Source organism: Pseudomonas sp. FP603 (genome assembly GCF_030687415.1).
Lineage (GTDB): Bacteria > Pseudomonadota > Gammaproteobacteria > Pseudomonadales > Pseudomonadaceae > Aquipseudomonas > Aquipseudomonas wuhanensis.
Genome location: NZ_CP117431.1, coordinates 3,492,324 through 3,504,709, shown reverse-complemented (window position 1 = coordinate 3,504,709; position 12,386 = coordinate 3,492,324). Strand labels below are relative to the sequence as shown.

Sequence of the window (12,386 nt, the reverse complement as noted above, 5' to 3'; positions counted from 1 at the left end):
AGTTGCGCGCTGCTATCTGCCGTCCACCGAATACTTGCCAGGACCTGTAATGCCCAGCAGCAGCAAGCCGCCCATGATACTGAGGTTCTTGAAATACTGGACCATGTTGGTTGCGCGCTCCGGGTCAACCATAGTCCAAAAGTGATGCCCGATCAGCGCTGTACCGAGTACAAACAAGGCGAAGAGAAATGCGAGTGGACGGGTGTAGAAACCCACGACTATCGCTATAGCGACAAAGAACTCCATGACGACCGCAACCCCCGCAGCGACCATGGGCATGGGCGCACCGAGTGAGTCTAGGTAAGCAACGGTACCGCCAAAGTTGGTCATCTTGCCCCAGCCGGAAATGATGAAAAGAATCATTAGAAGGATGCGGGCGAGCAGGATGATCTCGTTTCTCTGATTCTCAAACAGGTTGTATCTCATAGTGTTCCGCCTGTGGACGCGAGAGAGGATGCGCAAGTAAGTCTGGTATTGAAGCCTTGTGCGCACTTTTAACACTAGCAGCTGATTGGCAGCCTGCTCTGGGACGGGGGAGGGGCAATAAAAGCGTCTCTGTTTGCCAGCAGGCGATATATACGGAACTGCTAGTGTTAAGTCCCATGCCGTGTAATCCAAGATCTTCCTGATCCATCGAATGGCGCTTAATCCAGGAGCAAATCATGGCGAAGGTTCTGGTTCTCTATTATTCAATGTACGGTCACCTCGAAACGATGGATGGTGCAGTGGCCGAAGGAGCTCGATTCGTAGTGACCAATGCTGAAATCGCGTCTGAAAAGATCCGGTTAATTTAGAAGTAATCGAGCTGTCGCACTGACAAAAACCAGCAAAACACTCACGCAGCCAAGCGCGAATGACAAGGTGCTCAGGTGGGCGACCGCCCCGATAAATACGGGACCTATCAGAATTCCCGCGTAGCCCATCGAGATGACAGCGGGGATGGCTACCGCCTGTGGCATACGTTGCTGGCGGCCCACAGCAGTAAAGATCACTGGGACAATGTTTGAGCAACCAGCACCGACCAGAGCGTAGCCAATCAAGGACGCGGACCAGCCATCGATTCCAAGCGACACGATCATGCCTGCGGCTGCGCAGAGTCCGCCAAGCGCAACGACGCGCACGCCCCCAAGTTTGCTGACGATGGCGTCCCCTGTCAGGCGACCCACCGTCATTGCGGCGGCGAAGGATGCGTAGCCCAAACCGGCGATGCTGGGCTCTAACCCTCGGTTCGAGACAAGGAAGACCGCGCTCCAGTCGAGCATTGCGCCTTCAGTGAGGAAGACGATGAAACAGAGCGCCCCTAAAAACAGCACGATACCCCTGGGCACCGCGAACATTGGTCCACCCCGTTCAGTGCCATAAGTCAGCAAAGAAGGCGCAGCCTTGTAAAGCGATCCCAAAACGGTGGCAACGATACAGAGCGCCGCAATCAGTGGGTCCAGCCCGAAGGTCAATAAAGCGGTCATAGCCCCGGCGCCCACTATGCCTCCGACGCTGTAAAGGCCATGGAAGCCGGACTGAAGTGCCTGCCCGCTGTTTTTCTCGACGATGACGGACTGTATGTTCATGGCGCAATCAAGCATGCCCATGCTGGCGCCGAAGATAATGACAGCGATCACCAAGCCCGGCAGCCATACCACGGTGCCAACAGCGCAAGAACGGCGCACAAGACAATCGTCGCCCAGATCACGACCGGGCGGCATCCATAGTGTGCAGTGAGATACCCAGCAAAGGGCATGGCCACAATAGATCCACCGCCCAGGCCAAGCAGCAGCAACCCCAGGCCACCATCGTCCAAACCAGTGCGGGCTTTAACCAATGGAACCAGAGGCGCCCAAGCGGACATGAGTAAGCCTGCGATAAGGAAGGCGATGCGTGTAGACATCCGCTCGCTATGGTTAGCCGTGGGTATCAACACTGACGATGGAGCATTCATAATTCTCGGTAATCCTTATCGATGATGCTGGCCATCATTCGCTAGCCTTGGATCGTGCGGGTTTCTTGTTTTTTGCGGGCCCGGGTTTCGGAAACTTAGCGCCTGCGCTCATACGTCGCTCTATAACTACTCGGCGCGACGCCAAAGAAGTCACGAAAGCGCATATGGAAGTTGGCGAAACTACAGAAGCCGGTCGCAATCGCGAGAACGCTCATCGGCGGCATCGCGCTGAGTCTGGACTTGCCGAAAAATTATTTTGAACAACGCCAACGTAAACCCATCACCATTCAGCGAGTTTTGCGTTATCCGCCTCAGATAGGAAAGGTCTCCCTGGAAGAGATCGGTATTGGTGCTCACACGGATGACGGCTTCCTGACAGTCCTGTCTCAAGACACAGTTGGCGGTTTACAAGTCAAGAACCGGGCAGGGGAGTGGGTTACCGCCCCACCCGTTGAAGGCACTTTTATCGTCAATATCGGTGATCTGGTGCAAACCCTCACCAACGATCGCTACACCTCGACAATGCATCGCGTCATAAATACTAGCGGTCTAGAGCGCTATTCAATACCTTTCTTTATTGATTTGGACTTCGATGCAGTTGTTGCGCCTGTACCAACCTGTGTAAGTGAGGCTTTGCCCGCGAAGTATGAAGCGTACACTTGTGGCGAACACAAATTTAAGCGTTTCGTTGATAGCTATGCGCATCTGAAAGGCGAATAGAGTGTTTTCAATGTGCATTCTATGCGTGGCCAACTTTTCTTCTAAGGGAAATGTATAAATCACATGAGGTATTTCTGAGTAAAGGGTTTCCGGATACTAACGCCGGTACTCAAGGACGGCTACATGGTCGCCTCGTTCGCGCGGTTTTGGGGGTGACGCCTGACAGGGCGATCCTTGGTAAACCGGTGCTGGTGATCGGCGGATAATGCCCGATCGTCCAGCGGCAACCTGAACAATCAGGCTGGACTTGCGAGCAGCAAGCCCTGCCTGATTCATGCTTGGGAAACACACAATGCAAATGATCAGCGCGCGAAAGATTCAATCAGTACTGGAAGAGGAGATCACCGTATACAAGAATGCTGGTGGTGCGCACCTGGACCTGATTGTCAGCTTGTTTGTAATACGGCGTTTGGATGAGCTTAAGCTGGAGTGATGGCGGCTAACACGGCCGATTTCTGCCTGTCGTGACGGGCAGAAATCGACTCCAAGCAGCCGCTTGCAGATCATCCCCGGGCCGTTCAGTTCATGCCTGATCCATAGCCTCGGTCACCCCCCGATCCTCACCCAGGAACCCGCCACTCTGATGGTGCCACAGCCGTGCATAGATGCCGTTTTTAGCGAGCAATTCGGTGTGGGTGCCTTGTTCGATGATGCGTCCATCATCCATGACAATCAGTCGATCCATCGCCGCAATCGTGGACAGCCGATGGGCGATGGCGATTACGGTTTTGCCCTGCATCATTTCATCGAGGCTTTCCTGAATGGCCACTTCGACTTCCGAATCCAGCGCGCTGGTAGCCTCGTCAAGTAGCAGGATCGGGGCGTTCTTGAGCATCACTCGGGCAATCGCGACGCGCTGGCGCTGGCCGCCCGACAGCTTGATGCCGCGTTCGCCCACCAAGGTGTCGTAGCCGGTGTGGCCTTGCCGGTCGCTCAGTTGGCTGATGAACTCATCGGCCTGGGCATTGGCCGCGGCACTGCGGATTTGGGCGTCGCTTGCATCGGGTCGGCCGTAGGCGATGTTGTCGCGAATGGAGCGGTGCAGCAGGGAGGTATCCTGGGTGACCATGCCGATGGCACTGCGCAGGCTGTCTTGCGTCACGTGCGCAATGTCTTGCCCGTCAATGCGAATCTGCCCGCTGTCGACGTCATAGAAGCGCAGAAGCAAGTTGATGAGCGTGGATTTTCCCGCGCCGGAGCGGCCCACCAGGCCGATTTTTTCGCCCGGACGAATGTTCAGGCTCAGGCCATCGAGCACTTGGCGTTCGCCATTGTAGTTGAAGCTCACGTTGTCGAAAGTTACCGCGCCGCCGGAGGTCACCAGGACGCCCGCGTTCGGCGCATCCTGCACCTTGGGGCCGCGGGTAAGGGTTGCCATGCCATCCTGCACGGTGCCGATGCTCTCGAACAGCGAGGTCATTTGCCACATGATCCAGTGCGACATGCCGTTGATACGCAACGCCATGGCGGTAATCGCCGCCACGGCACCTGTGCCGACTTCGCCCAAGTGCCACAGCCAAAGCGCATAACCGCCTGCTGCCATGATCAACGCCACCACCAACGCTTGGTTGACGATCTCGAATTGGCTGACCAGGCGCATCTGGCGGAAGCCCGTTTGCTTGAAATCTTCCATGGCCGCGCGCGCGAAGTGCGCTTCACGATTGGAATGGGAGAACAGTTTCACTGTCGTGATGTTGGTGTAGGCGTCTGAGATACGTCCGGTCATCGAGGAGCGCGCATGGGCCTGTTCCTGTCCGACTTTCCCCAAGCGGGGGACGAAATAGAGCATGGCCAGCCCGAACAACACGATCCAGGCAACGAAGGGCAGCATCAGTTTCAGAGCGAAGCCGCCGGCCAGTGCGATGAGCGCGATGAAATACACCCCGATTCCGGGTGCGATCTCGATAAGGGTGAACAACACGTCGCGCACGGCCAGCGCAGTCTGCATCACCTTGGTGGTGACCCGACCGGAGAACTCATCGGAAAAAAACGAAAGGCTTTGCCGCAGCATCAGGCGGTGGAAGTCCCAACGCAGCCGCAACGGCAGATTGATCGCCAATATCTGGTGCTGCACCATGGTACGCAACGCCACCAGCCCGATGCTGGTCAGCATTACGATGCCCATGCCCCACAACACGCGACTTTCCTGCGCAGCCGCATCCCCACCGGCCTGCCAGGTCGAGAGCAGATCCACGACCTGACCGAGGAAAGAAAACAGCCAGGCTTCGTAGATCGACACACCGGCACTGAGCAGCGCAAACACAAGAATATAGCCGCGCGCCCCCCGCGTGCACGCCCAAAGGAACCGAGCCAGGCCTTCGGGTGGCGGTGGTAACTCGTCGGGCGGGAAGGGGTCGAGTCTTCGTTCGAATACGCGAAGCATGGTGGTCTCCAAAAACGATCAAGTTAAGGCGATTCTGCCATTTAAAGGTGGCGTTGAGGGTTATGTTGAGTGGTGGGTATGGTTCTAATTGGCACAAACACAGGAAAAGACACACAGACAGTCTCCCTCCAAGCTGGACAAGAGCATTGTTTCTGGTGGCTGAGATACGCGAACTAATTATTCATTTATAGGACAGGGTCTCGATTTCCAATCTTTACTTCGCAAAAAACCACAGATTTAGTTCGGAGCGCTGTGTAGGAGATGGCTTATGGCAAAGTTCCATCCAGACACATTATTTAACTTATGTCAGATGTCCATGGCTCCAATAAGTCCTTTTGAAATAAGGGCTTGGATTAGAAAGACAAAGCGCATGCTCTCCAAAACTTGTTCATGACCGACTGTTCAGACCGCAGCGGTGCAAACAGTGGTTATCTGCGCAAATCCAGTGCCTCTGGCATTGCAGCGGGGGGGGGGAGGAAGTTACACCAATATTTTCGAGCGGGAGTAATCTCTATATGCGTCACGAGCGGCAACGTTTTCAATCTTCACATTCGTTCGTTGCGAGTAGACAATGTGCGCTCTGTTCCGGGGTAGTTCAGCGGTAGAACACTCGGCTCTTAACCGGGTGGGCGCTGGTTCGAATCCAGCCCCCGGCCCCACTACATCGCAGGGTCAGAAGGACATATGTCCAGGCACGATAGGGAATCGGATGCTATGGCCGGCATAAACGCCGGTTATGCGGTCTTTCAGTTATCTCGAGCATTGACCGCATCGGGTCTAGACACTGAGAAAGCGCGCGAACGGATTGAGCGCTGGCAGCAGGTGGTCGAACACATGGTGCAGGGCACCGCGCTGTATGGCTCGCGTATACCACTCGTGGATGTGCCTGAATGGGTCACACTGGAGGTGGTCACGGGTGGTTTTGCCACTGGACAGTATCTGGCCGGTGGTGCACTGACCGAGTACGAGCGGCGGCTGGCCGCCTCAATCCCAGGCATCCGCCCTGGTTTTCAACGACTTGATCTCAACACCTGGCACCTTACGGATGAGGGGATCGAAGCACTGCAAAAGCAACTGGTGAACAGCGACTATCGGATCGATGTACCAGAAGAGGCAGCGCTACTGTACGTGGCTTGGCTGTTGGGACAGCAGCGCACGGAGGACGCACGCAGATTGATTGAGTCGATCGCCCCTTTTTTTGAGCAACTGCGTTTCTTTCCAATGGCTTCTGACGGACTACCGCTCGCGGCGGTGGAAGTGCAGATCTTCGATGTCGGCGATATCAAAAAGCTGCTTTCAAAACTCCCTGCGCAGCAGCGTCTGGCGGTGCTAAAACATGTGGTCGTGACTCGGTTGCCTTTCTACGATGCAGCTATCTCGCTCTTCCTCTTAACGTACCAGGATGATTGGCCTTGTCGGCAATATCCTGAAGGCTGGCTTGAGCAGGCGAATGCGCTAAGTAGTAAGTTCGATGCCACCGGTAGCAATGACCTCCTCAACGTTGAACCTTTCAGGGGCCGGGTAGGGGAGTTGTACGCGTTGCTAAGGCTCTGCTCCCGTGACCCAGCCTCGCTGACAGGGCGTCAAGTCGGACGTATTCGGCGGATCGTCAATGATTTCGTGTGCAAACATGGTCATCCCGAATCCGAAGATCATCTACAGAGCCGAGCCATACAGCGCCATCAGGTGGCCGCGCCCGAGCATCATCTGATCGCCAAGGCGGTTTCTGAGCGTCTGACCAGCTATACGAGCTCGGAAGGCATCTCTGATTTTTCGTCCCTGTTGGAACCGATTACCAGTGAGGAGGCGAAGGCATATTCGCTGAAAACAGGTGTCGCCATTCCACCAGCAGTTAGCCGACGCCTCGAGCGCTGTCGAAAGGGAACCATCAGTCAGTTGATTGACAAGGGATTGATCACATCTGGGGATACCGTGGCGCGAGTACTGCCAGCGATGACGGCCGAAATCTGCAGTGCTGGATTTCGCGATACGACACTGCGCACGTTGTCTATCGCAACGTATCGTGCTTTTCGGCGACGCCGTTCATTGCTGCTGCTCAACCTACAGAGCCAAGTCAAAATCAGTGAGTTGCCTTGGGTGGCGGCCGTTGAAGGTGAACGAGAGGCACACACTGTCGCCGTTGAGGGAGCCAGACAAGCCTTGATCGAATCCTCGGCAACAACCCTCGCTGCTTTCCCCCAGGCAATCCTTCCGAACAAGCTACTTCAGGAGTTTGGTTCGCTTGCTGTCACGGCGAAGCTGGATCTTCCTTTTGTGGAGGAGGTCGCGGCGGACATTTTCATGGGAACCTTTTCGAATAAATTCGTGGAAGCAGCCAGGCGAGCAGCCTCGTTGATAGATGGCACCCTTTACGCCCATTATTACGACATCGACACGAACCAACTGGCGATCCTTCCCGATAAGCCGAAATCAAAGAGCAGAAACTATTTCCAGCGTGACTTGGATACCAGTGATGCATTGGGGAACCTGTGCGCACAGCGGGCTAATGCACCCTTGGGTGGGTGGCATTCAGCAACCAACGGCAGGATCATCGAGCAACAACAGATTTTGACGACGCAAAACCTTTCGCTTCTATTTGGTGATCTCGGTTTGAAAGCGCTGCTACATCATCGCTTGGGTGCACTTGCTCAGGAGTGCTTCCAATGGATATGCATGCGGCAGCAGATGAAAATCAAGTTCTATCACTCAAGCTTGGTGATGCTCAAAAATACCGCTTATGCCTGGCGCCAGATGGTGTTTTATTTATCCTTGCAGGATGACGCCGAGAGGCATTGCGCAATCGATAGCATCGAAGCTCATTTCGCGGCTCAACCCAATGCATTCCGGGAGAGATTTCTACCGGCAATTATGGGGTTGCGTGTGGCAGCTTCCGGGCTCCCGTTGACCCTGAACCGCCAGAAAAGTGAGGGGGCTCAGGTTTTTCTCGGATGGACCACCGAACGACATTGGTTGTTACCGCCGCAAACGAATGGCATTAGTTAAACGCTCGTCTTTATCGATGAGGCGTGCTTGAACGCCTCAAAGGCGATATCTGTATATCCGTCTGGAGTTCTTGTACAGACGGAGCAAAACTTTCATGCATACATCAGGGACCGAAGTCAGGAAGGACGTCCAACGAGAAGAGCCTGAACGTCTGCAAAAATCGGAAAGTGGTGGCGCGTGACCTCAAGCACAAGCATAGAAAGTTCCGCACAGACACATGATTTAACATAATATACATTACGCGTAACAAAGTATTTCAGGATGGGCCCGGTTGTCCTGACCAGCCGCGCCATCACGTCTTTTGCCAACGCCGCGCAGATCGTCCATCACTACTATCGGACGCGGCAATTCGCTTCCGGATGTGTGCGGGCCTGCAGTATCTGGGCATCAAACTGGACGAAACCGCCAATCTGGCCAATGCCGCCGTAATCTCGACCCCGGCCAGCCGAGTCAAGGTGGTGGTCGAACCCACAAACGAAGAATGAGGCATGACGCTCGCTGCCCACAGCCTGACCGAACCAAATCGATGAAGCCAGCTCTGAGCTAATCTTTCGAGTCAAACCATGACAAAACTCAGCTTTTTACTTTGGGATACCGGTTGAATTGGCATAACTGGCTGATTTTCTGGCCTTGAACGTCAGCCCTATGAGTGAGGATCATCATGAACGATTTAAAGTTGCGCCGAGATATTCTCGATGAGCTTGAGTTTCAACCCCACATTGATGCTGCGGCTATAGGTGTCGCTGTAGAAAATGGGGTTGTCAGCCTCACCGGACATGTCCGGACCTACGCTGAAAAAATCGCTGCCGAACGCGCGGTAAAGCGCGTTAAAGGCGTACATGCTGTTGCCGAAGAAATCGAAGTCCGGATACCAGGCGATGCTGATGTCGCAGATGACGTCATAGCGTCCCGCTGCCTGGACATCATCCGCTGGAATGCCGACATTCCAGAAGACCAGATACAGGTCAAGGTACAGCAAGGATGGGTCACGCTTGAAGGTGAAGTGGAGTGGCAATATCAGAAAGAAGACGCTGAAAGGGCTATGTGTAAGCTGGCAGGGGTCGTCGGCATCAACAATCTGTTGATCGTCAAACCCAAGGTCAGTCTGGAAGATATCAAACGCCGCATAGAAAATGCGATGGCGCGAAATGCAGAGCTGGATACCAGCCACATCCGCGTTACGGTGGAGGGAACGACGGTAAAACTCGAAGGCTGCGTTCATCTGTGGCGAGAGAGGAAGGCTGCTGAACATGCGGCTTGGGCGGTCCCGGGGGTGATGCATGTGGAAAACCACATACTCATCGCCTGATCCGACCTGAAACGTTGATCATTCAGTGCAACAGAAGCGTCGGTTTTCCAACTCCCCGCCTCGCATCATCTCTGTCAATGTCTGCAATGCACTGCAGTGTCGATAGCGCGGGCTCAAAACTGGCGTCATAGCGCCTAATGTGTCACCCGTTTCGCCCTGGACGATGCCAATCAGGCGTTGGCAAGCCTGAGGACCGGTCAGGTAAAAGGGGCGATCGTACTCATCACCTGACGAGCTCCCCCGGCTGCTTGATCGCCAGAATGCTTCCCGGCACCGAGTACAGTGCCCGTTCCGTGTTGCTGCCCATCAAGCGGTCGAACCACACCCGGTGCACGGTACCCATCACAACCACATCGACCAGATACTCCTCGATAAACTCACTCAGCACCGGAGCTGGCAGGTCGATGAACTGCCGGCGTTCCGGCGGCACGCCATAGCGGTCAGCAAGAGTGACAACCGCCTGATGAAGTGGTTGGCGCAGCTCCTCCGATCATTCACCATTTTGCAGGTAACGCAACAAATGGCCTGCCTTACTAAAGAGAACCCGTCAGCTCCACGCTGTCATGGTACTCCGGCACCGAGACCGACCAGCCTAGCTCCAGGCTGATGCGCCGGCGCAATACATCCGAAGCGTTGGGTTCGCCGTGCACCACATAGGTGTGTTTCGGTGGCCGCTTGAAGCCGCGCAACCACGCCATGATTTCATCGGCATCGGCGTGGGCGGACAGGGTTTGCATCGGCACCACTTCGGCGCGGATCGGCACGTCTTTACCGTGGATACGTACTGATGGAACGCCTGCGATGATCTGTGCGCCGCGGGTGCCGCCCGCCTGAAAACCCGGCACCAGCAGCGTATTGATCGGGTTGGGCGCCAGCGCCTTGAGGTGGTGCAGCACCCGCCCGCCCGTGGCCATGCCGCTGGCGGCGATGATCACCGCCGGTGTGCGCTGCTGGTCCAGCTCGATGGAATCTCGGGTGGAGCGCACAAAACGCGTGACATGGCACATGCCTTCGCACTCTTCCAGGGATAACCGGTGCTCACTGCGAAAGCGCTGATACAAACGCGTGACGTCGGTGGCCATGGGGCTGTTGAGGTAGATCGGCAGGTCGGGAATCGCATGTTTCTGTTGCAAGCGATACAGGTGGTACATCAGCAACTGCGCGCGACCGACCGCGAACGATGGTACCAGTGTGATGCCATGGCGCAGCGCGGTACGGGTGATGACTTCGGCCAGTTGATCCTCCGGGGATTCGTCGGGATGCCGACGGTCACCGTAAGTCGACTCCACCAGCAGATAATCGGCCTGCTCGATCGTCTCCGGGGCAAACATCAACGGATCGTTCGGCCGCCCCAGATCCCCGGAGAACACAAGCGTGACGCCATCGGCAACGACTTCCACCGTCGCTGCGCCCAGAATATGCCCGGCACCGCGCAACAGAATGCTCATCCCCGGAACGATATCGACCCGGTGGTGCAACTGCACCGGCCGCAGTAATTTCAATGCCCGCTCAGCGTCTTGCTCGGTGTACAGCGGCAAGGCCGGAGAGTGTTTGGAAAAGCCATGGCGATTGGCGAATTCGGCCTCTTCTTCCTGCAAGCGGCCGCTGTCGCGCAGCAGGATTTTCACCAGTTCACAGGTGGCTGGCGTGGCATACACCGGGCCGCGATAACCGTTGCGCACCAACACCGGCAGGTAGCCGCTGTGGTCCAGATGAGCGTGGGTCAGCACAATGGCTTCGAGGTCGCGAACCGGCAGCTGGAACGGGTCCCAGTTGTGCAAGCGCAGTTGTTTATAGCCCTGGAACAGGCCGCAATCGATCAGCACATGCTGGTCGCGATGTTCCAGCAGGTACTTGCTGCCCGTAACCGTGCCCGCAGCACCGAGAAATGTCATTCGCATGGCCGTTTCCTTGCGCACTCATGGAGCGCTATTGATCGCGCCTATACACCCATGGGCAGTTGATTTTTATCAACCGAGGCCACACGGGGTCATATTTTCAGTCGAGCCGGGGCAATGGCTTGACGATCGTCAGGCTGCAGGGTGACCGGTTCAACACACTTTCTGCCGTACTGCCGATGAATAGATCGATCCCGCGATGGTAGGTCGTTCCCAGCACCACCATGTCGAAGGCACGTTGTTGTGCGAAACGGGTAATCACCTCGGCGGGAGTGCCGGGCAGCAGATGGCGCTGTTGTTTCTCGATTCCGTAGCGTTCGGCAAGCGCCTCGAAAGCCTCCAGCTGAGCATCGCTGACCGCGTCTCTCAAACTGCCATCCAGTGTCGCCGTCGGTATGTTCACTTCAGCCTCCCCCAGCTCCGACCAGCCGCTGACATTGAGCAGGTGCAAGGTGGCGCCACAAGGTTCGGCCAGGCTCGAGGCCAGGTCGAGAATCCGGTCATTGAGCCCTTGGGTCAGCTCCTCCAGATGAGACAAATCGATGGTCGCGAGTATGCTCAACGGCTTGGGATTTGTGGCATCGATGACCAGGTGCAAGGGCGCCGGACAGTCGCGCAGCAACTGCCAGTCCAGGGGCCGATGGAAGGCGCGATCGAGCGCCGATACGCGGTGGGTGTCCTTGATCACCAGGTCCGCATGGAAATCATTCACGTACTCCAGCAGATGCGCCAGGGTCGGTCTGGCCCACACCACCTCAGTGCTCACCTGCACGCCTTCGCATCGTTGAAACCGGGCTTGCTGCTCCAGCCAGTGGCGATGCACCTGCAAGTAACCTTCCCGCGCCTGGGCCATCGCGTCGTGGTCAAACAGCCCCGCCACCGCCAACGCCTGAACATGATCGAAAGCGACAATGTGCAGCATTGAACCGGTGGCGCAGGCCACAGCCCGAGCCCGTTCGAACGCCGGGGTGCGGATCATTTCGGTCGGGGCAATCAATAGCAAACGTCGAATTTTCACCCTCACCCACCTCATCTGGATAGCTTCAGGTTGTGGCTCAAGTATCGGGGGGCTCTGGCCGTGAGGCTCTGATTTTTATCAAATAATGGCCGGCCAGCCATCGGCTTGGCGCCCAACGC

At 56.1% G+C, this 12,386-nt stretch carries 9 protein-coding genes and 3 pseudogenes; 6 read left to right on the top strand and 6 right to left on the bottom strand.

The annotated features are described in order from the left end of the window. Window positions 1–12: 12 nt before the first annotated feature. Window positions 13–426, bottom strand: a complete 414-nt coding sequence (locus tag PSH65_RS16195) for a DoxX family protein (RefSeq protein ID WP_305421196.1) — start codon at window positions 424–426, stop codon at window positions 13–15. Window positions 427–662: 236 nt separating this feature from the next. Between PSH65_RS16195 and PSH65_RS16190 the strand changes: the two are divergent. After that, window positions 663–749 (top strand): annotated as a pseudogene (locus PSH65_RS16190) (NAD(P)H:quinone oxidoreductase); the annotation flags it as partial. Window positions 750–785: 36 nt separating this feature from the next. On the opposite strand, the pseudogene PSH65_RS16185 reads toward PSH65_RS16190, so the two are convergent. Continuing rightward, window positions 786–1,936 (bottom strand): annotated as a pseudogene (locus PSH65_RS16185) (MFS transporter). A 171-nt stretch (window positions 1,937–2,107) separates the two neighbouring features. Here PSH65_RS16185 and PSH65_RS16180 point away from each other — a divergent pair. Both PSH65_RS16180 and PSH65_RS16175 read left to right on the top strand, forming a co-directional pair. After that, a complete protein-coding gene (locus PSH65_RS16180; protein WP_305421195.1) occupies window positions 2,108–2,656 on the top strand; it encodes an isopenicillin N synthase family oxygenase in 549 nt (182 codons plus the stop codon). A gap of 292 nt (window positions 2,657–2,948) precedes the next feature. After that, window positions 2,949–3,089, top strand: coding sequence for a hypothetical protein (locus tag PSH65_RS16175; RefSeq protein ID WP_305421193.1), 141 nt, complete (start codon window positions 2,949–2,951; stop codon window positions 3,087–3,089). Window positions 3,090–3,179: 90 nt separating this feature from the next. On the opposite strand, the gene PSH65_RS16170 is transcribed toward PSH65_RS16175, so the two are convergent. Then, window positions 3,180–5,039 carry an ABC transporter ATP-binding protein gene (locus PSH65_RS16170; protein WP_305421191.1) on the bottom strand — a complete coding sequence of 620 codons (1,860 nt, stop codon included), beginning with the start codon at window positions 5,037–5,039 and terminating at the stop codon, window positions 3,180–3,182. A 714-nt stretch (window positions 5,040–5,753) separates the two neighbouring features. Here PSH65_RS16170 and PSH65_RS16165 point away from each other — a divergent pair. From PSH65_RS16165 to PSH65_RS16155, 3 genes are all read left to right on the top strand, one after another. Beyond that, window positions 5,754–8,042 (top strand): hypothetical protein, encoded by a 2,289-nt coding sequence (locus PSH65_RS16165; RefSeq protein ID WP_305421189.1) that lies wholly within the window; start codon window positions 5,754–5,756, stop codon window positions 8,040–8,042. A 359-nt stretch (window positions 8,043–8,401) separates the two neighbouring features. Next, window positions 8,402–8,527: a hypothetical protein gene (locus PSH65_RS16160; protein WP_305421188.1), complete on the top strand. Its 126-nt coding sequence runs from the start codon at window positions 8,402–8,404 to the stop codon at window positions 8,525–8,527. Between the two features lie 176 nt (window positions 8,528–8,703). Next, window positions 8,704–9,351, top strand: coding sequence for a BON domain-containing protein (locus tag PSH65_RS16155; RefSeq protein WP_305421187.1), 648 nt, complete (start codon window positions 8,704–8,706; stop codon window positions 9,349–9,351). A gap of 223 nt (window positions 9,352–9,574) precedes the next feature. Here PSH65_RS16155 and PSH65_RS16150 read toward each other — a convergent pair. The 3 genes and pseudogenes from PSH65_RS16150 to PSH65_RS16140 form a co-directional block, all read right to left on the bottom strand. Continuing rightward, window positions 9,575–9,838: pseudogene (locus tag PSH65_RS16150) on the bottom strand (universal stress protein); the annotation flags it as partial. Between the two features lie 46 nt (window positions 9,839–9,884). Next, window positions 9,885–11,252 (bottom strand): MBL fold metallo-hydrolase RNA specificity domain-containing protein, encoded by a 1,368-nt coding sequence (locus tag PSH65_RS16145; RefSeq protein ID WP_305421185.1) that lies wholly within the window; start codon window positions 11,250–11,252, stop codon window positions 9,885–9,887. A gap of 97 nt (window positions 11,253–11,349) precedes the next feature. Continuing rightward, window positions 11,350–12,267, bottom strand: a complete 918-nt coding sequence (locus PSH65_RS16140; protein ID WP_305421182.1) for a universal stress protein — start codon at window positions 12,265–12,267, stop codon at window positions 11,350–11,352. Window positions 12,268–12,386 lie beyond the last annotated feature (119 nt).